The following is a 20,630-nucleotide window of genomic DNA, read 5'->3' as shown; positions in this document are numbered from 1 at the left end:
GGCACTTTGCCTATTGTAGCTATCCTTATATTTTTAGTAACTTTAATCCTTGTAATCTGGCAGCCCCGTAATTTATCGATTGGATGGTCAGCCTGCGGTGGCGCGATCATAGCTTTGCTAGCTGGGGTAGTCAGCTTTAATGATGTTCTGGATGTAACGCAGATCGTGTGGAATGCTACTTTAGCGTTTGTGGCTATTATTCTGATTTCTTTAATTCTGGATCGAATCGGATTTTTTGAATGGGCTGCTTTACATATGGCACGGGCTGCCCGCGGGAATGGCAGACGAATGTTTGTGTATGTCATTGTTCTTGGCGCGTTAGTGTCTGCATTTTTTGCGAATGATGGAGCGGCTCTGATTCTTACGCCTATTGTGCTTGCGATGGTAAGGGCGCTGCATTTTGATGAGAAAAAAGTATTTCCGTTTATTATCGCCAGCGGTTTTATTGCCGATACCACCTCACTGCCGCTCGTGGTCAGCAATCTGGTCAATATCGTATCGGCGGATTTTTTCGGGATTACGTTTATGGAGTATGCAGGCAAGATGATCATACCTACGCTGTTCTCACTTGTGGCGAGCATCGTGGTGCTCTATTTCTTTTTTCGCAAAAGTATTCCCAAGCACTTTAACGATTCACAGCTAAAAGATCCGCATGAGGCGATTAAAGACAAAAAAATGTTCCAGCTGTCATGGATTGTATTGGTTGTTCTTTTGGTAGGGTATTTTGTCAGCGAATTTTTGGGTATTCCGGTATCTGTGGTTGCGGGGATCATAGCTATTTTGTTCCTGCTTCTCGCGAGAAGAAGCCCTTTCGTCAAGGTGAAAGAAGTGATTACAGGAGCGCCTTGGGCGATTGTGTTCTTTTCTATTGGAATGTATGTCGTAGTATATGGACTTCGGAATGTTGGGCTGACGGATTTACTTGCTAAGATGATTGGGTCTATTGCTGATCAGGGCTTATTTGCCGCAACGATGGGTATGGGCTTCATAGCTGCATTGATCTCATCGCTGATGAATAATCTGCCTACCGTTCTGATTGACGCGCTTGCCATTGATGCGACGCATACCACTGGAATCATTAGAGAGGCTTTAATATATGCGAATGTTATAGGTTCGGACTTAGGACCGAAGATCACTCCGATTGGCTCACTCGCCACACTGCTGTGGCTGCATGTACTTTCGGCTAAAGGCGTGAAGATTTCTTGGGGAACGTATTTTAAGACAGGTATTATTTTAACCATTCCAACGTTATTTATTACGCTTTTAGGTCTTTATATGTGGTTGTTAATTAACTAATTTGAATAGGGGAAGATCAAGATGAACAAGAAAACAATTTATTTTTTATGTACAGGGAATTCCTGCAGAAGTCAGATGGCTGAAGGCTGGGCTAAGCAATATCTAGGAGAAGGATGGAGCGTGTACAGTGCCGGTATTGAAGCTCACGGTCTAAATCCAAAAGCTGTACAAGCCATGAGCGAAGTAGGTATAGATATCACGGGCCAGACCTCGGATATTATTGATGCTAATCTGCTGAACAACGCGGATCTGGTCATTACCTTATGTGGAGATGCTGCGGATAAATGTCCAATGACCCCTCCGAAGGTCAAACGGGAACACTGGGGCTTCGATGATCCGGCAAAAGCGCAAGGGACGGATGAAGAGAAGTGGGCAGTGTTCCAGCGTGTGCGTGACCAGATTGGAGATAGAATCAAACATTTTGCGGAGACTGGTGAATAAGCAAAGGGAGGAAGTAACCTATTCTTTTAACTTAGGGTATTTCACCACTGGCCATTTCACTTTCCGTAAGGCATCGGTCACTTCGGGTCCAACGTTCAAATTACTTTGAACCAATTCATGGGGAGTGAGAGCCATCCATTGGTTCAGAGAGACGTCGGCAAAACGATCACTTTTGAACATTTCGAGGAACCACAACGATTCTTCTCCTGTGTTCTGAATATAATGTCCAAATGCAAAAGGAACATACCCAACATCGCCAGCCCTGTAATTAAAGGTACGTGCCGCACCGTTTCCGGCAAACACAGTCATCCGTCCTTTTCCGGTAAGATAATATTGCCACTCATCGTTGTTGGGGTGCCAGTGGAGTTCTCTCATTCCTCCAGGTTCAATCTCTACCAGTGCAGCAGCCACGGTCTTGGAGATCGGAAAGTTGCTGGAATCAACGATTCTGACGCTCCCGCCAGGAGTCTTCAATGGAGGCTGTGCCAATAGCGAATGTTTGAAGCTCTGTGGAATTTCTCCGTAAGGCGACTGCACCTTTTGGCTTTGTAATGAGCCGGGAACTTGATCCTGATAAATGTAAACCTGTTCAGTGGGGATGGAGTCAAAGGTCTCGGCAGGTATTCCAAAGTTAGCTGAAAGTACCTCTTTGGGCGTATGGGCGAACCAATCGGATATAGACAAGGTATTCAGATCAGAGAAGCTTCCGTCGTCGAAGACAAGGAGAAATTCACAGCCTTCTTCAAGACCTTGTATAGAGTGAGGAATACCCGGCGGAAAATACCATAGATCACCAGGTCCTACATCTGCTATAAAGTTCCGCCCATTCTGGTCCACAGCAGTAATCCGAGCGCGGCCTAACAGCATATAAGACCATTCCACTTGCTGATGCCAGTGAAGCTCTCGTACTCCACCGGGGGTCAGGCTCATATTCACACCTGCCAGTGTAGTTGCGATAGGGAGTTCTCTGACGGTTACTTCTCTGGACCAGCCACCATGATTAAGCTGCATATGCGCATCGGAGAAAGAAAATTTCAAATTGGGAACCAGGCCCGCATCAGTCACCGGAGGAACGAACATATCCGGATTCTCAAGATCCCGCATAACGTCGCGGGGTCCTTTATCTAATCCCCCTGTGCCATCGCTTCGGATGGGCTGGGGGATGTTTGTTTTTTTTGCCGAATCCTGTCCAGCAGAAGTCATAAGATGTTCTCCTTTCTTGTTCCTTAAGAGTTCAATGAAAATATATGCGGAATGCTGTCTTTTATGATGGATAGCAGAAGTGGTACAAGTTGACATGTGTAGGGTCATCATTGATTATTACTAATAGAGGCTAAGGTTCTAGATGAACTGGAGAGGGGTTTGTGATGATTCACATCAAGGAGTCCTTACAACGATTAGGGAAAATAAAAGCTTATGTAATAGGTCTTTTAGTGATTATGTTCGCCGCGGGATCTGCGGTTACACCTACATCGGTGTCAGCAGCTGTCCAGTTAGGGACACAGGTAATGCCACTGTCATACGGGGGATATTACGTGCTTTTTCCAGGTAAACTCGCCCCTTATTTCAAAGCAGGTAAATTAATGGTGCCGATTCGAGCCTTCTCCAATGCGATTGGCGCAGATTTGCTCTATGACGCTCTGAGCAAGAGTGTTACTGTTTCACTGTTGGACCGATCTGTAGGAAATATTAAAGCAGGGCAGCTAGAGGCAGATTTTAATGGGGAGACCGTAGAATCATTAGGCGTTGCTCCAGAGGTAAAGGATGGCACTCTGTTTGTTCCGGCTTCCCCTATTTTAGAAGGGCTTAAGTCTTTTCGCTGGGAAGTGCAATTTAATAATGTGAATAAATTAACCCTTGGCATTGGAGCCAGAAAAGGGGAGGAATGGGTGAAGCCTGAGGCAGATCTTGCCCTTGCTCCTTATCCACTCGAAACGACAGCACATCCGTATCCTTTATATCCTACTATGCTAACGCAGGCTCAATCCGGGAAAGAATATAGATTAACCTTAGGCGTGCAAAATACCTCCGGATTCATCATCCCTAAAGGAAACGCGGAATTAGAGCTGGTGAGTGTGGACAGTAAAGGAAATTCTTTTTATCAAACGTTGAAAGGACCTGATTCGTTAACCTCTAAGGCGGCATTATTATCATTTTCCGTTTCCATTCCAACAGAGGCTGAATACGTCATTTTCAGGTCACGCACATTTAGAGCGCAATAAGGCAATTGCTATAGATTATTCAAACAAGCTAGACAGAGAGCGGGTAAAGAAACAGATGACAGGTAACAAAGAACAGCAATATCGCTTCAGCGAAGCACCGATTTGGGAATTGCAACGAACATATTATGAAGAGCAGGGATTAAAGGCTTGGAATAATGATCAGGTCCCGCAGTACATCACGAGTAACCCTATGATTGCAACAGCATACGCAGAGATGATCTTTGGATTCCTGCAAGACCGGGCTGGACAAGGGCATCTCTCAGAGACCGTTACGATTCTAGAACTTGGAGCGGGAGCAGGCCGGTTAGCGTTCCATGTGCTTAAAAAGTTGTGTGAAATCGTAGACTACGCAGATATTCCTCTACCTCCTTTTCGTTATGTGATGAGCGATTTGCCTTCCAAAAATATATCCAGTTGGCAGCAGCACCCGAGCCTACTTCCTTACGTGAAGCAGGGTATTTTGGACTTCGCACGTTTTGATGCTGTGCAGGATGTAGAACTACATTTAGTACACGCTAAGCTCAGCATTCGGCCTGGTGATTTACAGCAGCCATTGGTGATTGTGGCAAATTATTTTTTTGACAGCATTCCGCAAGAATTAATTTATGTGGATGAAGGAAAAATATATGAATGTGAGGTTTCGATCCAGTATTCGGCGGAAGTTGATCCGGATAACCCCTCCGATGCGCTCGGCAAAATCATCCCGCAGTACCATTATCGGCGTGCGGCTAGTTATGAAGAGGAGACTTATCCCTATCATGACGTTATAGCGCTTTATCAGCAGAAGCTGGAGGATTCACATATACTCTTTCCGGTGGTGGGGCTCACTTGTCTGGAGCGGCTTGCGCGGCTCTCTACAGAGGGATTCGTGCTGCTTACAGCGGATAAGGGAGACCATCGCTTAGAGAACTGGGAATTTGCAGAACCTCCATTGCTGATTCATCACGGAAGCTTCTCTTTGACTGCGAATTATCATGCGATAGAACATGTGCTGAAACAAAAAGGGGCGCATTCAATATTCACCAGTCATCACTATAAAAACCTGAACATCGGCTGTATTCTTATGCTTCCAACTCCGTTGAGCTATACAAATACTCGGCTGGGTTACAAGCGGTTTATAGAACGTTTTGGTCCCGATGATTTCTTTAGTATGAAGGAATGGATGGATCAGCAATTAGATACGATGGGGCTGCAGCAAATTTTGGCCTTTTGGCGTTTGGGTGGGTATGATGCTGAATGGTTTATCCATAGTGCTGAACAGATTTCGGAGCTACTGCCCAGTGCCAGTGATGAAGAAATGCTGGATTTACAGCGAGGAATACAGTTGATGTGGACTGGCTATTATCCGATGGAACAGAGTTATGACCTGTCGCTAGATGCGGGGTTACTGCTGTATGAAATGGATAAATTCGCGGAAGCATTGGTTTACTTAGAACGCTCTATGCATGCCAATACGGAAGAACCATTAGCATCAGTGCTTTATAGCATGGCAATTTGTAACTACGAGCTAGGAGCTGAAGCTGCTGCATTGGAATACGCGCGTAGAGCTTTGGCTGCAGAGCCTGACAATGAAGTAGTATTGGAGCTTCTCACGGCGCTGAGCGAGGAATAAGCACATTTACATAGGGTTATCTTTTTGGTATCCTATACAAAATAATCAAACGCGATGACGAGAAGAGTACATGAAATCATTCCTTCACAGAGAGCCCTGGATGATGAGAACTGGGTAAGGGGGATTTTATCGAAACAAGCCTCTGAGCGGCATATCGGAACCGGACTAAGGGGATGGTATGACGGGAGCTCCTGTTATAGAGCTAGAGTATAAGCACTGCGTAAGATGTTTTGCCGTACTTGATGAGATTAATATGGTGACATATTAATGAACCTGGGGTGGTACCGCGAGAATTTCGTCCCCAAGACCATAAGTCTTGGAGGTGAGGTTCTTTTTATTTTGCAGATTAAGCAGGCGGATATCACTTATAAACAGGAGGTAACACCAATGAACGAGGAACCGGAAGTATTAGCAGAGAGTTACATCGACAGATTGATTCAAGAAGAGCTGGGAGCAGGGACTTACAGTAGAGATATTTGCACGAGATTTCCACCTGAGCCTAACGGGTATCTGCATATTGGCAGTGCGTATGCTATTCACACGAACTATACGACTGCGAAAAAGTATGGCGGGAAGTTCCATTTGCGCTTTGATGACACCAATCCTTTAAAAGAGGATCTGGAGTATGTAAATGCCATCATCGAAGATATTCAATGGATGGGCTATCCACCGGACCATATTTTTTATGGATCAGATTATTCTGAGAAAATATACAATAGCGCAGTTACGTTAATCCGAAAAGGAAAGGCTTATGTCTGTGATTTATCACCTGAAGAGGTGACAGCCTATAGAGGGACGCTTACGGAGCCGGGAAAAAACAGCCCGTTCCGGGAGCGTTCTGTAGAAGAGAATTTGCGGTTATTTACGGAGATGAAAGCTGGAGATTATCCGACGGGAGCCAGAGTGTTGCGGGCTAAAATAGATATGAGCTCACCTAATATCAACTTACGTGATCCGGTGATTTACAGAATCATTCATGCGGAGCATTATAGAACGGGTAACGAATGGTGTATCTATCCGATGTATGATTTTGCCCATCCTATACAAGATGCTATCGAAGGGATTACGTATTCCTTATGCTCGATTGAATTTAAGGATCATCGGCCGCTCTATGAGTGGGTACTGAATGAGCTGGATACCCCTGAGGCTCCCAAGCAAAGAGAGTTTGGACGGGTGAACATCACCGGAGTTGTGACGAGTAAACGGTATATCAGACAGCTGGTTACAGGCCATTATGTAGACGGTTGGGATGACCCAAGACTTCCTACGCTTCGCGGTTTACGCAGAAGAGGTTTTACACCGGAGAGTATCCGGAATTTTGTGAAGGAAATTGGATTTGTCAGAAATAGCACCATTGTGGATATTGCCATGTTAGAGCATGCGCTTAGACAAGATTTGAAGGCAAAGGTTCCAAGTGTGATGGCTGTTCTTAAGCCTTTAAAAGTGGTCATTACTAATTATCCTGAGGATCATAATGAAGGGCTGACGATTGAGAATAACAGTGAAGATAAGTCACTTGGGGAAAGAGAGGTTCCTTTTTCACGAACCCTTTATATTGAACAAGAAGATTTCATGGAGGAGCCGCCAAAAGGTTATCACAGGCTGACTATGGGGAACGAGGTAAGGCTAAAGGGTGCTTATTTCATTAAATGCAACGAAGTAATCAAGGACGAAGTTACCGGAGAAATCCTAGAGCTTCGCTGCACCTATGATCCGAGAACGAAGAGCGGAAGCGGGTTTAATGAACGGAAGGTTAAGGCAACCATTCACTGGGTATCGGCAGATCATGCTATCAAAGCTGATGTTCATCTATATGAGCGGCTGCTGAAAGATAACGACGGTCCTAAAGAAGACGGTGAGCGCTGGGACGCGTATCTTAATCCGGATTCCTTGACGATCCTGAAGGATTGTTTGCTGGAGCCATCGATGGGCAACGCAACGCCAGAAGATAAATTTCAATTGATCCGGCATGGATTTTTCTGTGTGGATACGAAGTACACCACGGCAGATAAGCTGGTGCTGAATCGGATAGTACCGCTGAAGGACACATGGAAGAAAAATTCATAAGCAGCTTAAGCTAGGCGAAGATCGGGTAATTTCTGATCATCGTCTAGCTTTTTTTGTTATTGGTCATAAGTATTATAAGCAAATGAAAATTCCATATGAAACATATTTACATTTTTCAGAAATAAGCATATACTTTAAATATAAGTTGCACAGGGGAAACTTTCGTGTATATAGACAACTTTTTCAGGGCAAGAGGAGGAATTGAAATGCTCGAACAAACTTTAGTGGAACAACCACATATAAAACAACATAAGAACTCTGTTTCAGCACAAGCCGTACTTAACGGGGAGATCAAAGGGATTAAACGATTACTTCCTTTCCTAGGCCCAGCTTTTATCGCTGCAGTTGCTTATCTGGATCCGGGTAATTTTGCCACCAATATTACGGCAGGCTCCAAATATGGATATCTTTTATTGTGGGTGATCGTAGCCTCGAATCTAATGGCTGTATTAATCCAAGCGTTATCCGCCAAGCTGGGGATTGCGACAGGCAAGAACTTGCCTGAGATCGCTCATGATCGTTTTCCGAAGAGTGTATCTATCTTCTTATGGATTCAAAGTGAACTGGTGATTATAGCTACGGATCTGGCAGAGTTTATCGGGGCGGCATTAGGATTATATCTCTTATTTGATATTCCCATGCTGCCAGCAGCACTGATTACTGCGGTGGGTTCATTTGCTATCTTAGAGCTGCAACGCCGGGGATACCGCTCCCTTGAGGCAGGGATTGCCGCAATGATTCTTATAGTCGTATTAGCCTTCGCTTTTCAAGTTATTGTAGCTAAACCAGATATGGGAGCTGTTGCTGTAGGCATGTTTACACCGAAGTTTGAAGGGGTGGACAGCATCCTGTTGGCCGCAGGAATACTAGGTGCAACAGTGATGCCACATGCGATTTACCTGCATTCATCACTTACACAGAATCGTATTGTCGGAGTAAATGAATCGGAGAAAAAACAGATTTTCAAACTGGAATTTATAGATATTATAATTGCGATGATTATCGCAGGTGCAGTAAATATGGCTATGGTTATTGTCTCTGCGGCATTGTTTTTCAAAAATGGTCTCGTGGTTGAGGATCTGGATGTCGCGTTTCAGCAATTTGGTCACTTAGCTGGGCCAGTAACGGCGATCTCGTTTGGGCTGGGACTACTCATTGCGGGACTGTCGAGTTCCTCCGTAGGAACTATGGCTGGCGATGTGGTTATGCAAGGCTTCATCAACAAAAGAATTAACCTGTACTTGCGCCGTGCGATTACCATCATTCCGCCACTAGCGATCATTGGTTTTGGTGTGAATCCAACCAAAGCGCTCGTGATCAGTCAGGTGATCCTGTCCTTTGGGATTGCGTTCGCGTTGATTCCACTGGTTGTGTTTACAAGCAACCGCCAGATTATGGGCGGGTTAGTGAACCGCAAAATGACAGCCACTCTGGGCTGGATTATCTCCGGTCTGGTTGTATCGTTGAACTTGTTCTTGGTCTATCAAATGCTCGTATAAGGAAGCAGTCAAAAGAGCCCGACCCACAAATCTCCTCAGATCATACCTGAGAGATACATGGGTCGGGCTTTTTTTTTGGAGGGTTGTTCCAGCCAGTTATTTAAAATAATCTGCTACGCCTTCGGCGATGGCTTTAGCCGCTTTTTTCTGATAGGAGGTCTTGCGGACAATGGACTCGTCTATAGGATTGGTAAGGAATCCAAGCTCGACCAAGGTAGATGGAATCCGATTCTCCCTTAGGATGTGATAATCGCCAAAGGACAACCCGTTGCTCTTCAGACCGATGCCTTGCCCCAGCCGGGTTTCAATCGCCCGCGCGAGCTTCAAATCATCCGCTTCTGAATAAAAGAAGGTCAACGTTCCGGACACATTTTTAGGTGAAGAATTATAATGAACGCTTACAAAAGCGTCAGCACGCAGGGCTTGGCTCATCTGAACACGACGTGCTAACGTGGGCTTTTGATCGTCTCGGGTGCGAGTCATCTCTACCCGTGCTCCTTTAGCAACAAGAGCATCCCGGACATAAAGTGCAGTGTGCAGATTCAAATCCTTTTCCATGGTGTTATATGTAGTGCCGAGCATGCCCGGATCACTGCCGCCATGACCAGGATCGATGACGATCAGCTTTCCTCGTAGTCCGCCTTTATGCTGGACGGTGCTTATGCTGCTTGTACTGCTTGGTGTGCTTCCGCTTCGGATATATTGCTCTGCCACCCAACCAGTTTCACCGCTGGCTGTGCGAATTCGAGCCCAGCCGTTCTGATGAAGAAGGAGAGTGACTGTATCCTTGGCTTTTAAAGAACCGAGCACCTTATATTGTGTTCCTGGGCCACTTCGGATGCGTAGAGAATCAGCCGTGACTGTAGCCTTTGAAGTTCTACTAGAAGCATTGGCTGATGTTGACGAGGCAGTATTGGTTTTAGTAGCAATAGACGTTCCAGAAGCGCTGGATTGCAGGGAGTTGCTGTTCACCTTTTTTAGGTAATAACCCGCTACCCAGCCAGAGGTGCTCCCCGCCTTAACCTTTAACCATCCGTGCTGCTCATCAGTCACAGTAACCCGAGCCCCATTCTTAATTGATCCTACAACAGTTGCATTCTTAGCCGGTTCATCGCGTACATTTAAAGAACTCGCATATACCTGTGCGGTATAACTTCCTGCTGCTGTCTTTGCTTCAGCAGACTGTGGCGCTGCTATACCCAAAAGGCAAGCTGTGAGCAGGGTGACACCTATCATTTTGTTCATAGTATCCTCGCTTTTTGAGAGTAGTCGTAATTCCTTACCCAATTTACGAGGTTTAGAATAATATTTTTTGAGAATAAGGCCTCTTTTCTGGTGGTCTAAAGACTTGTATAATTATTACATATCGGGAAAGAGGATGAAGGAGCATTGCCGTGACTAAACCAAAGCTATTCATTGGATCTTCCAGGGAGTCTATACGTTATGCAAGAGCGATTCATGAGCAGCTGAAGAGGGATGCTGAAGTGCATCCTTGGTATGCCAACGCTTTTCGTGCGAATGAATACACCATGGAGGCGTTGGAGAGAAATTTGGATGAGAGCGATTTTGCCGTATTTGTGTTCTCGCCAGATGATGTCGCCAAAATACGTGGTAAATATTATTATGTGACCCGCGATAATACGGGGTTTGAAATGGGTTTGTTTTGGGCTAGATTGCGGCGCAGCCGTGTTTTTTGTCTAGTACCTGATCAGGTAACTGCGCGTGATGATCTGATCCCTGGAGAAAATGTAGAAGAATATCATCTGCTATCTGATTTAGCAGGAATTACATCGTTAGAGTATGAAGTGCATCACGATAATCCTACGGCTGCTGTGGATGTGAGCTGTGGTAAGATTATTGATAGTATTCAAGAGCGTGGAAGATTCCGTGACCCGCTTAAAGATTTAGAGCAGCTAAAGATGGATTTAAGGCGCAAGGAAAGTATCCTTCATTTTTTTTGGCAATATAATAGTAATGTGACCATCTCCGAGAATGGAGAGAAGTATCACGCACTTAGTGAGGCGATACGCAATTCCTTTTTACCTCCGAAGCATTGTCGTGTAATCGGTGCAGCCATCTGGCAGGCACAAGCGAAGGAACAACTAGTTCAGGTGGGGGGGAATGTCGGACGCGGTCACTCCTATCCCTTGTCTGTAACGAAAGGGAATGAGAAGCAGCCTAGTGTGGTAGATGCATTTTTATCGAGTAAATGGACTTTTTTTCAACGCACGGAAGTTGCAGAGGTATATATCCTATGCTATCCTCTAGGTAAGAAGTATGTTCTTTCCGTTCATTTCTCAGGAAGTGATGGATTATCTGCAGATGATCTTAAGGCGGTAGTTGGGAATAATCAGGATTTATTCCGTACCATCAATCATTTAGTAGGAGAGGATTCAGCATGAAGAGAATAAAAGGTATTAACAGCTTATCTGATGCTGTTCTCCGATCTGCGAGTGGTGGGAGCAGGAGTGCAGGCGGCGATGACAAAAGCACCAAAAGAAAAGCAGGCTCGAGTCATTCTGCTCAGCAGCCAGCTTCAGCTCAGATTTATACTGCACCTTCTTTGGACGGCGGAGACGACGAGTATAAGAAGCTTATCAGCGGAAAAGTAGATAATAATAAACCATCCTTTGCGTGATTTTTTTATAAAAAGGGGGCCTCAGCCATTGGCTTGAGGGCCCCTTTTTGGTATTCCATTCTAACGGTTGTTCTTCTTGGCGATCTCACGCCGTACGACAGGTGCAACCTCTGTTGCCAAAAGCTCAATGGCTTTGGCTACCTTAGCGTAAGGAAGGCCGCCGATATCGAGCTGAGTCATAAAGCGGCTATGACCGAACAGCTCATGCTGATAGAGAATTTTTTCGATAATTTGCTGCGGGCTGCCCACAGCCATCGTGTTATCAGCAGATACATATTGCCCAAAGTCATCACGAGACACCTTGTACTCTTGACCCGGTTTTGGACGGATAGAGTTACGGTAACTATAGTAGTAAGGGTAATATTCGTCCAACGCCTGCTGTGAGGTTTCAGCAATGTAGCCGTGGCTAGTGATCGCAATCTTTAGATCCTCAGGTGCATGTCCTGCTTGAATTCCGGCACGCCGATAGGTTGCGGCAAGCTCTTGAAAAGGCTCTGGACTGCCGCTTAGGATGGCGATAGCCATTCCGGTCCCGAGCATCCCGGCCTTCTCCGCGCTTTCTGGAGAACCGCCTACACCAATCCAGAGTGGAAGATTCTCCTGTAATGGACGTGGAGCAATCTCCGAATCCTTCAGCGATGAACGGAAGGAGCCCTCCCAGTTCATAACTTCATGTTTGTTAAGCTCCAAGAGTAAATTGATATTCTCGGAGAATAGACGGTGATAATCTTCAAGCTCATACCCGAAGAGCGGAAAAGACTCCACAAACGCACCACGCCCCGCAATAATCTCTGCACGTCCATTCGACAGCAAATCAAGTGTGGCGAAATCCTCGAACACCCGTACAGGATCAATGGTGCTTAATACGGTTGTTGCGCTCGTTAGTTTAATTCTGTTAGTAACCTGAGAAATGGCAGCCAGTACGACTGGCACCGAAGAAATTACAAAATCAAGACGATGATGCTCACCTACACCAAATACATCAAGTCCCGCCTCATCTGCCAGCTTAGCTGCAGCTACAACTTCGTCGAGACGTTGTTTTGGACTGATCTTCTTCCCTGTATGACAATCCGCTACGATGTCTCCTAAGGTATAGATACCAAATTCAAAATCGGATGCTGGTGCTGCGGTTGCTTCGTTACTCATGCTCACAAACCCCTTGTTATTCATATATTTGCTAAAGCCTGTCCGTGTATGGAGGAATGTGATTATTATAACACAATGACTTACAAAATGTAAGTTTGTGAGTAAATGTTTTGATTTATTCTGTTGTTTTTGACAAAATGGAATAATAATCCATAAGGGTTATATCCTGCTCGTCTGATGTTATTATATTTGATTTTAAGAATCTATCCAAATGAGGCAGTTACTTATATGAGGAGGAGTTTGGTGCCTGGGACATGACATGTATGTAGCCCAGACCGATGGGAAATTGGTTGCTATTGATCTAAACGGTATGATAATTGTGCAGATTAAAGGGACGTTAACTGCTTTCAAGGAGCCTCAGGCTCTAAAAATGAAATAATCGAATCTACAACGGCTCTCCGATAAACATCCGGCAGAGTCGTTTTTTAGTGGAATGATTCCACAATCCCCGTGCGAAAAATACAAATCTATTTTATGATAATAAGGTTATATGATGAGTAGACTGTAAGTTAACGAAATTACATAGAAGGACCGAGGGATATTATGGAACAGCAAGCGGTTTGGGCGATAGGCATTTTTCTGCTGATTTATGGACTTATTATTTCCGAAAAGATTCACCGTACCATTCTGGCGATGTTAGGAGCTATCGTCATGATAGCGATGGGCATTGTGGATCAGGAGACGGCACTGCAGCACATCGATTTTAATACTATAGGACTGCTTGTAGGGATGATGATGATTGTAGGGATTACCGCAGAGACGGGGCTCTTTAAATACGCAGCTGTGAAATCAGCTAAGTTGGCGAAGGGGAAGCCGAAAAGAATACTGATTGCTTTGTTTGTGATTACCGCAGTGGCTTCAGCCTTTTTGGATAATGTGACGACAGTGCTGCTTATGGTGCCAGTCACCTTCAGTATTACAAGACAACTGCGCATACATCCGCTGCCTTTTTTAATGTCACAAATTATCGCATCTAATGTAGGCGGAACGGCAACCTTGATCGGAGACCCGCCTAATATCATGATTGGCAGTGCTGTTAAGGAGCTGACCTTCATGGCTTTTATTAGCAATCTGACACCTGTGATTATCATCATTGTTTTGGCGTATATCCCGCTGCTGTTATTGATGTTCGGTAAACAAATTAAAACTACACCTGAATTGCAGCAGAGCATCATGGATATGGATGAGAAGGTTATGATTACGGATCATAAGCTGCTGCGAAAATGTCTGATCGTATTGGCAATTACGATTGCCGGGTTCTTTTTACATCAGGCGTTACATTTGGAGTCCGCTACAGTTGCACTGGCCGGTGCATTTTTACTGCTGCTGCTGACCGGAGGGGAACAAATGCTGGAAAAAGCTTTTCACAGCGTGGAGTGGATTACGATCTTCTTTTTTATCGGACTGTTCGTGTTGGTGTCAGGGCTTGTAGAGACAGGTGTGATTGCAGAGCTGGCAGCAAAAGCGATTGAAATAACGAATGGTGATGTGCTGATGAGCTCAATGATGATTTTATGGGTCAGCGCCATTACCTCAGCATTTCTGGATAACATTCCTTTTGTAGCAACTATGATCCCTCTGATTCAGGAGATGGGCAATATGGGGATCAGCAATTTGGAGCCGTTATGGTGGAGTTTGGCCTTAGGGGCTTGTCTGGGTGGCAATGGCACATTGATTGGTGCGAGTGCTAATTTGATCGTAGCGGGTTTGGCAGGTAAAGAGGGGTACCCGATTACGTTCATGAAGTATTTGAAGGTCGGTTTTCCTTTGATGCTGTTGTCCATTGTGATCTCCAGCGTGTATTTATATTTAAGATATCTGATGTAAGCAGCGTTATTAAGAGCCGGGGGAGCGATATGCTTGAAGTGATATTTTGAAACGGCAGGTAGAAGTTGTGGAGGAAGTAGAAGGAGTAGTGGAAGTAGAGGAAGTAGAGGAAGTAGAGGAAGTAGAGGAAGTAGAGGAAGTAGAGGAAGTAGTGGAAGAAGTGGAAGAAGTGGAAGAAGATGCAGGAGTATAAGTAACAAGTGGAGGCAAAATGCAGATGTTGAAGCGGTGAACATATGTTGAAGTGACGGTGGGAGCATATAAGTGTATTTTGTACAGTTATAACTCATCGAATAAATTGTCCCCAAAAAATAGCTGTATTCAGTACACTTATTTTCATGATTTCCTCAGCTAAAGGTGATTTTTCTGGATTTTAATTGTATAGAATACAGTTATATTCAGGACACCCCCTTTTTTATACGAAATAAGTGTACAGAATGCAACTAAATCAAAGATTTGATCTAGATTCGGCGATATAAAATATACGGGGGGATCCGGAGGAGTTATTCCGAGGTTTACCCAAAGTCGACTTAACCCTACGCAATGCAGATAAACAAGCAGGCAGTGTTTCTCCAATATCTGGAGGCTCACTGCCTGCTTGTTTTTTACATTAGAAAGGGCTGTTTAAGGAGTATGGCTTCCAAAATACTGGTAAGTTCCTTTGGGATATTGATTCCACTCGCCCTCAAGTGAATACTGCTGTGATCCAGTGTATATACCAGATTTACGGACAATAGTTCCACCTGTGGAGAGGAATTGCTGAGTAGAGGTAGGGTCACCGAGAACATCCACGATTTGGCCGTTTTTCTTCAGTACTAATGCTGTAATATTATATGTTTTTGGATTATATAGACTCAGCTCATCATTGTAATAGGAGATATTCATTAAATCAAATGCGTCCCCAAAAGTAGAATCTATAAACATATACGGCATTGCTACAGGTACAGGAAATAATGGCCGGGAATAAACCTGTTTGGTTTGGGTGGCTTTCATAAATTGGTGGACTTCAAGGGTGTAACCTTCTGCTTTTCCTGCGGGATTACCATTTCCTTTATAGTACAGCTCAACTGCGATTCTGCCGTCACCGCCGTCCAGATACTCTGAGAAGAATAGCTCGGAGGTACCCTGTGAAGCCACACTTATAGATAATACAACCGCTTTGCCATCAGAACCTACTATCCATACCGTTCCTGGACTTGTAGGACCATTCCATATAGCTCCATTCAGAGTTACAGGTCCGCTCAATGAACCTGTGCTGCTTTCTGTATACACTTTAAATTGACTCTGATTAGGAATCAGCTTGGAAATATCGAAGGAAATATTGGATACACCTTGCTTGGTGGTTATTGGCACAAAGCCGTTGTTTACAAGCTGGGCTGTAATCAAGGTGAAAGTTGAGGTAGCTGAACCTCCTTTATCATCCGTTGCTGTGAGGGTCACTAAACCACTCGCTGAACTATTAGCTGCCGGAGTTATCGTCAGAGTGTTGCCATTAAGGCTAAGTGTACCAGCATTTACGTTATCTATAGAAGCTGAATAAGTAAGCATGTCATTGTCTGGATCTTGAAAAAGCTGGGCCAGATCAAATGTACGTGGTGCCGTGATACCTGGTGTTAAGAGTTGAGTAGTGATTCCAGATATTGCAATTGGTGGCTGATTAGACGTTACAGTGAATGCAAAAGTAGCAGTGTTAACGCCACCTTGGCCGTCCATTGCTGTTATTGTAATCATGGCTGTACCTGAATCGACCGGCACAAGGTTGAGATGATTCCCATTTACAGATACAGTGGCAACGCTAGCGTCAGAGGATGCAGCTGCGAATGTAAGCGGGTCGCCGTCCGGATCAATGAACACATTACTGATGTCGACGTTTTGGACACCACTTGTGATCAGAGCAGACATTGGATCAATATTATTTTGCACGACTGGTGCATGGTTCACCGGAGTCGGCGCCGGAGTAGGGCTAGGAGTCACTGCGGGAGTAGGCTCAGGAGTCGCGACCGGAGTAGGCTCCGGAGTCGCTACTGGAGTAGGAGTAGGACTAGGAGTCGCGACCGGAGTAGGACTAGGAGTCACTACGGGAGTAGGCTCAGGAGTCAGCGCCGGAGTAGGCTCAGGAGTCGTCACCGGAGTAGGACTAGGAATCGTCACCGGAGTAGGACTAGGAGTCGTCACCGGAGTAGGACTAGGAGTCGTCACCGGAGTAGGACTAGGAGTCGTCACCGGAGTAGGACTAGGAGTCGCTACTGGAGTAGGACTAGGAGTCGTCACTGGAGTAGGCTCCGGAGTCGCGACCGGAGTAGGCTCAGGAGTCGTCACCGGAGTAGGACTAGGAGTCGCTACGGGAGTAGGCTCCGGAGTCGGCGCCGGAGTAGGACCAGGAGTCGCTACGGGAGTAGGGCTCGGAGTCGTCACCGGAGTAGGGCTCGGAGTCGCGACCGGAGTAGGACTAGGAGTCGTCACCGGAGTAGGACTAGGAGTCGCTACGGGAGTAGGCTCAGGAGTCGTCACCGGAGTAGGCTCAGGAGTCGCGACCGGAGTAGGACTAGGAGTCGCCACTGGAGTAGGACTAGGAGTCGCTATCGGAGTAGGCTCAGGAGTCGGATCGCTCACGGCGTTAGCAGACGTGGACGAAGTATATGCAGGAGCAACGGCTCCAGATGCATTTTGAACCGTTTGGATATTATTTTGAATGGCTGTGTAATTTGTTATGAAATGTGAAGGCAGACTCATGCCAGGCAACTGCAGATTTTGAATAGACAAGGAGGGATCGATGGTGATCCTAGCGCCGCCTTCAACTATTTTTAAGGTTTGCAGGGAACCGCTGCCATGAATAGTAACTGGAGTTATAGAATCCACAATGATCTGCCCAACTTGGCCCTGAAAAGTTATACTCGAAACGCCATTTTTAATCTTCAAATCACCGGTAACATTGCCTTTAATAACAACATCATTTCCAGAAATATTGAGCAAAGAACCGGAGGGTAAGCCGGAGGTATTTAGTTGAACCCCTTTTTGTACAATTTCAAGCTCCTGCAAACCGTCCACATGACGATTCAAAGAATTGAACTTAAGGACAGCTCCTCTTAAAGCATCATGGTTGTTATCACCCATTAATTCTTTGAGTTTACCTTCAATGAGGTAAGGCGTGCCATTGATCGTTACGAAATCTCCATCTATATTGTCGATCGTTGCAGTTTGTTGTTCTTCTTTAAAAATATTCAGCAGAAAAGAAGCCATATCCTGCCGCTGAACAGTACCTTTGGGGCTGAACATATCTTCGGGAGAGTCTATAAGTTTAAGACGTAATGCGACATCGGTATACTCTTTTGCCCAATTGCTGATTGTGGATTCGTCATTAACCTTGTTGGCCTGTCCGCCTTGCGCTCCAGTTCCGCGGATGGCACGTACAAATATAACTGCAAGCTCTTCTCTAGTTACAGGTCTGGATGGATTAAAATCACCTGTAAGATCACCCTCCATAAATCCTGCCTTTTTAACAGCCTCAATAGCGGACACACTCCAACTGGAATCAGATACGTCTCTAAAGGAAGAAGTGGAGTTTACTGAGGAATCTAGCTTTAAGGTCTTCGCTAAAATGGCTGCCAGCTCTTGGCGAGTCATTGTCGCAGTGGGTCTGAATTGTCCGTTGGGATCGCCTTTAAGCAAGCCTAGACGAGCAGCCTCGAGGATTGCGGCACTTTTCGTCTGTTGTATTTCGGTTAAATCGGAGAACGGTGGAGTGATTTCAGCTGCAGATGCATAGAGAGTACCACCGAACAAGGTGTTAAGGGCAACAAGGGTTGCTCCCCATTTTAATGATATGCTTTTCAAGCAAAAGCCCCTTCCTTAGAACCAATTTGTCATAAGCTTACTTCATTATATCGACGCAAAAGTGAGGTTTTTTAATACTTTCATCCTACTAAAAGTGATTTAATTCATTGCTTTTCTAACTTATGAACTAGAAAAAACTCCACTTCTGTTCCATAAAAGGGCTTGTTTTTTGTTGACAGCTTATAAAATCGATGATATTTTAAATATTATAATTCCAATTGATTTACTTTGAATAATGATTGCCGACTGTTCCTACAGAGGTATTGCGAATGTAAAAACGCAATGCCTCTGTTTTTTTGTCCATACAGATTAAAGGAGGGGTCAAGGTGGGAGAAGCGTTGCTGTCTATTTCGAACCTAAATAAACGTTTTGAGTCTGCCGGTGGTCATGTTCAAGCACTCCATAATGTAGATCTCCATGTACAGGAGGGCGAATTTATTACAGTCATCGGCCCCAGCGGCTGTGGAAAAAGTACATTATTACGCATCGTAGCCGGTCTGGATAGCGGGTACACTGGCAGTGTCACCCTGGAAGGGGCAGAGATTGGGGGTCCTGGGATCGATAAGGGTTTTATTTTTCAGGAGCATCGCCTCTTTCCCTGGCTTACCGTTGAGAAGAATATTGCCTCTGATTTACCGCTAGGGAACAAGGAGGTTAGGCGGAAGGTCGATGAATTGATTGATCTGGTGAAGCTAAATGGATTTGAGAAATCTTATCCCCGCGAGTTGTCGGGAGGGATGGCCCAGCGGGTAGCAATAGCTTGTGCACTTCTGCGCAATCCGAAAATACTGCTGCTGGACGAACCGTTTGGTGCACTGGATGCATTCACTCGAGCCCATATGCAGACGGTATTGCTGGACATTTGGCGGGCTAACCAAACAACCATGATTTTTGTGACGCATGATATTGATGAGGCTGTGTTCTTGGGGAATCGGGTAGTGATTCTAGAGCCGCGTCCCGGGAAAATACGTAAAATTGTACCGATAGATTTACCGTATCCACGGAAAAAAACAACGACCTCCTTTCAAGAGCTGCGTTTGAAGGTGTTGAATTATTTTGAAAAGGTAGATGAGCTAGAGCTTACAGACGGAGCCGGAATATAAAATAGGTCGACCATACCCATGGAGACTTTCGAAGGTATTACTATTCGAGGGTCTCTTTCTGTTTATTTAAAGTGATCGTAAAGCTGAAAAAAGGTGGGTTCAAAGTATGACAAATCGGGCTGTAGCCATAAGAACTTCCGGACGCCCCGGAAAGGTGGCAACACTAGGACTTGGTCTTTTGCTGCCGGGCAGTGTGCTGATTCTGTGGCAGACGCTTGGGCATTATGGAATGATCTCGGAGATGCTGTTCCCTACGCCGTATACGATTGCGGAATCTTTTGTAACTTTAGCGGCTTCAGGCGATTTGTGGCCGAACTTTAGGATCAGCTTGGTCAGAGCCTTTTCTGGATTCCTGCTAGGTGGTGGACTGGGTCTGCTGTTAGGACTTCTCGTAGGCCTGTTCCGCAGATCGGAGAAGCTGTTAGATCCTTCCCTGCAAATGATCCGCATGATTCCCAGTCTGGCGGTAGTACCGCTGTTCATTTTATGGTTCGGGATCGGTGAGGAGTCGAAGGTGCTATTGATTGCTAAGGGAGCTTTTTTCCCACTTTATATTAATACGTTCATGGGAATTCGCGGCGTGGATAACAAGCTATTTGAAGTTTCCCGGGTACTTGGCTTCAGCCGGTTGAAGCAGATTGGCAGGTTAGTACTTCCAGCAGCGCTGCCGAACATTATTCTTGGAGTTCGTCTCTCTCTAGGGCTTTCTTGGCTGGGGTTAGTAGTGGCAGAGCTTATTGCATCTACCTCAGGCATTGGATACATGATGTCCGATGCGCGTCAATTCGCGGACACACCAGTGGTGTTCGTGGGAATTATTATTTTTGCCGTAGCTGGATTGTTGAGTGATTCCATTGTCCGTTACATTGAACGACGGTTGTTGAGATGGCAAGACAGTTATCGCGGATAACCTTGAACGCTCATTAAACAAAAGGGGGATGCACC

The 20,630-nt window shown here is 45.4% G+C and carries 16 protein-coding genes and 1 other annotated feature; of the genes, 12 read left to right on the top strand and 4 right to left on the bottom strand.

What is annotated here, in order from left to right:
* Positions 1 to 6: 6 nt before the first annotated feature.
* Both PODO_RS26320 and arsC read left to right on the top strand, forming a co-directional pair.
* Complete coding sequence (locus PODO_RS26320) at positions 7 to 1,296, top strand: arsenic transporter (protein ID WP_038573385.1); 1,290 nt, start codon at positions 7 to 9, stop codon at positions 1,294 to 1,296.
* A 21-nt stretch (positions 1,297 to 1,317) separates the two neighbouring features.
* Positions 1,318 to 1,737, top strand: coding sequence for an arsenate reductase (thioredoxin) (arsC, locus tag PODO_RS26315; RefSeq protein ID WP_038573384.1), 420 nt, complete (start codon positions 1,318 to 1,320; stop codon positions 1,735 to 1,737).
* Positions 1,738 to 1,755: 18 nt separating this feature from the next.
* On the opposite strand, the gene PODO_RS26310 is transcribed toward arsC, so the two are convergent.
* Positions 1,756 to 2,940, bottom strand: coding sequence for an oxalate decarboxylase family bicupin (locus tag PODO_RS26310; RefSeq protein ID WP_038573383.1), 1,185 nt, complete (start codon positions 2,938 to 2,940; stop codon positions 1,756 to 1,758).
* 164 nt (positions 2,941 to 3,104) lie between these two features.
* Here PODO_RS26310 and PODO_RS26305 point away from each other — a divergent pair, with 164 nt between their 5' ends.
* The 4 genes from PODO_RS26305 to PODO_RS26290 all read left to right on the top strand — a co-directional run bounded on the left by PODO_RS26305 (position 3,105) and on the right by PODO_RS26290 (position 9,137).
* Complete coding sequence (locus PODO_RS26305; RefSeq protein WP_038573382.1) at positions 3,105 to 3,959, top strand: copper amine oxidase N-terminal domain-containing protein; 855 nt, start codon at positions 3,105 to 3,107, stop codon at positions 3,957 to 3,959.
* 55 nt (positions 3,960 to 4,014) lie between these two features.
* A complete protein-coding gene (locus PODO_RS26300) occupies positions 4,015 to 5,571 on the top strand; it encodes an SAM-dependent methyltransferase (protein WP_038573381.1) in 1,557 nt (518 codons plus the stop codon).
* A 45-nt stretch (positions 5,572 to 5,616) separates the two neighbouring features.
* Positions 5,617 to 5,877, top strand: a binding site (T-box leader).
* Between the two features lie 81 nt (positions 5,878 to 5,958).
* On the top strand, positions 5,959 to 7,638 hold the full coding sequence (locus PODO_RS26295) for a glutamine--tRNA ligase/YqeY domain fusion protein (protein ID WP_036680356.1): 1,680 nt from the start codon (positions 5,959 to 5,961) through the stop codon (positions 7,636 to 7,638).
* Between the two features lie 206 nt (positions 7,639 to 7,844).
* Entirely contained in the window at positions 7,845 to 9,137 is a 1,293-nt protein-coding gene (locus PODO_RS26290; RefSeq protein ID WP_051491117.1) for an Nramp family divalent metal transporter, read from the top strand.
* Between the two features lie 96 nt (positions 9,138 to 9,233).
* Here PODO_RS26290 and PODO_RS26285 read toward each other — a convergent pair whose 3' ends face one another.
* On the bottom strand, positions 9,234 to 10,382 hold the full coding sequence (locus tag PODO_RS26285) for an N-acetylmuramoyl-L-alanine amidase family protein (RefSeq protein WP_038573380.1): 1,149 nt from the start codon (positions 10,380 to 10,382) through the stop codon (positions 9,234 to 9,236).
* 149 nt (positions 10,383 to 10,531) lie between these two features.
* On the opposite strand from PODO_RS26285, the gene PODO_RS26280 reads away from it, so the two are divergent.
* Positions 10,532 to 11,539, top strand: a complete 1,008-nt coding sequence (locus PODO_RS26280) for a TIR domain-containing protein (RefSeq protein WP_170914300.1) — start codon at positions 10,532 to 10,534, stop codon at positions 11,537 to 11,539.
* The gene (locus PODO_RS26275) at positions 11,536 to 11,775 is read left to right on the top strand and encodes a hypothetical protein (RefSeq protein ID WP_036680302.1); all 240 of its coding nucleotides are present in this window, start codon (positions 11,536 to 11,538) and stop codon (positions 11,773 to 11,775) included. Before PODO_RS26280 ends, PODO_RS26275 begins: the two co-directional genes overlap by 4 nt.
* Before the next feature lie 60 nt (positions 11,776 to 11,835).
* Here PODO_RS26275 and PODO_RS26270 read toward each other — a convergent pair whose 3' ends face one another.
* Positions 11,836 to 12,921: an LLM class flavin-dependent oxidoreductase gene (locus PODO_RS26270; RefSeq protein WP_038573379.1), complete on the bottom strand. Its 1,086-nt coding sequence runs from the start codon at positions 12,919 to 12,921 to the stop codon at positions 11,836 to 11,838.
* 543 nt (positions 12,922 to 13,464) lie between these two features.
* On the opposite strand from PODO_RS26270, the gene PODO_RS26265 reads away from it, so the two are divergent.
* Together PODO_RS26265 and PODO_RS31375 are read left to right on the top strand one after the other, a co-directional pair.
* Entirely contained in the window at positions 13,465 to 14,748 is a 1,284-nt protein-coding gene (locus tag PODO_RS26265) for an ArsB/NhaD family transporter (RefSeq protein ID WP_038573378.1), read from the top strand.
* Between the two features lie 46 nt (positions 14,749 to 14,794).
* Positions 14,795 to 14,941, top strand: a complete 147-nt coding sequence (locus PODO_RS31375; protein WP_155288199.1) for a hypothetical protein — start codon at positions 14,795 to 14,797, stop codon at positions 14,939 to 14,941.
* Between the two features lie 431 nt (positions 14,942 to 15,372).
* Here PODO_RS31375 and PODO_RS26260 read toward each other — a convergent pair whose 3' ends face one another.
* Positions 15,373 to 18,582 carry an S-layer homology domain-containing protein gene (locus tag PODO_RS26260; RefSeq protein ID WP_038573376.1) on the bottom strand — a complete coding sequence of 1,070 codons (3,210 nt, stop codon included), beginning with the start codon at positions 18,580 to 18,582 and terminating at the stop codon, positions 15,373 to 15,375.
* Between the two features lie 326 nt (positions 18,583 to 18,908).
* Between PODO_RS26260 and PODO_RS26255 the strand changes: the two genes are divergently transcribed.
* Together PODO_RS26255 and PODO_RS26250 are read left to right on the top strand one after the other, a co-directional pair.
* A complete protein-coding gene (locus PODO_RS26255; protein WP_038573375.1) occupies positions 18,909 to 19,685 on the top strand; it encodes an ABC transporter ATP-binding protein in 777 nt (258 codons plus the stop codon).
* 106 nt (positions 19,686 to 19,791) lie between these two features.
* On the top strand, positions 19,792 to 20,595 hold the full coding sequence (locus PODO_RS26250; RefSeq protein WP_038573373.1) for an ABC transporter permease: 804 nt from the start codon (positions 19,792 to 19,794) through the stop codon (positions 20,593 to 20,595).
* Positions 20,596 to 20,630 lie beyond the last annotated feature (35 nt).

This window comes from Paenibacillus odorifer (genome assembly GCF_000758725.1).
GTDB classification, from domain to species: Bacteria; Bacillota; Bacilli; order Paenibacillales; family Paenibacillaceae; genus Paenibacillus_AQ; species Paenibacillus_AQ odorifer.
The sequence above is the reverse complement of the archived record's forward strand: the minus strand, read 5'-3'. Positions and strand labels throughout refer to the sequence as shown.

Coding starts and splice junctions, on each gene's coding strand:
- PODO_RS26300 (WP_038573381.1), top strand. CDS start 4,015: ATGACAGGTAACAAAGAACAGCAATATCGCTTCAGCGAAGCACCGATT.
- PODO_RS26270 (WP_038573379.1), bottom strand. CDS start 12,921: ATGAGTAACGAAGCAACCGCAGCACCAGCATCCGATTTTGAATTTGGT.
- PODO_RS26295 (WP_036680356.1), top strand. CDS start 5,959: ATGAACGAGGAACCGGAAGTATTAGCAGAGAGTTACATCGACAGATTG.
- PODO_RS26250 (WP_038573373.1), top strand. CDS start 19,792: ATGACAAATCGGGCTGTAGCCATAAGAACTTCCGGACGCCCCGGAAAG.
- PODO_RS26310 (WP_038573383.1), bottom strand. CDS start 2,940: ATGACTTCTGCTGGACAGGATTCGGCAAAAAAAACAAACATCCCCCAG.
- arsC (WP_038573384.1), top strand. CDS start 1,318: ATGAACAAGAAAACAATTTATTTTTTATGTACAGGGAATTCCTGCAGA.
- PODO_RS26305 (WP_038573382.1), top strand. CDS start 3,105: ATGATTCACATCAAGGAGTCCTTACAACGATTAGGGAAAATAAAAGCT.
- PODO_RS26290 (WP_051491117.1), top strand. CDS start 7,845: ATGCTCGAACAAACTTTAGTGGAACAACCACATATAAAACAACATAAG.
- PODO_RS26265 (WP_038573378.1), top strand. CDS start 13,465: ATGGAACAGCAAGCGGTTTGGGCGATAGGCATTTTTCTGCTGATTTAT.
- PODO_RS26275 (WP_036680302.1), top strand. CDS start 11,536: ATGAAGAGAATAAAAGGTATTAACAGCTTATCTGATGCTGTTCTCCGA.
- PODO_RS26285 (WP_038573380.1), bottom strand. CDS start 10,382: ATGAACAAAATGATAGGTGTCACCCTGCTCACAGCTTGCCTTTTGGGT.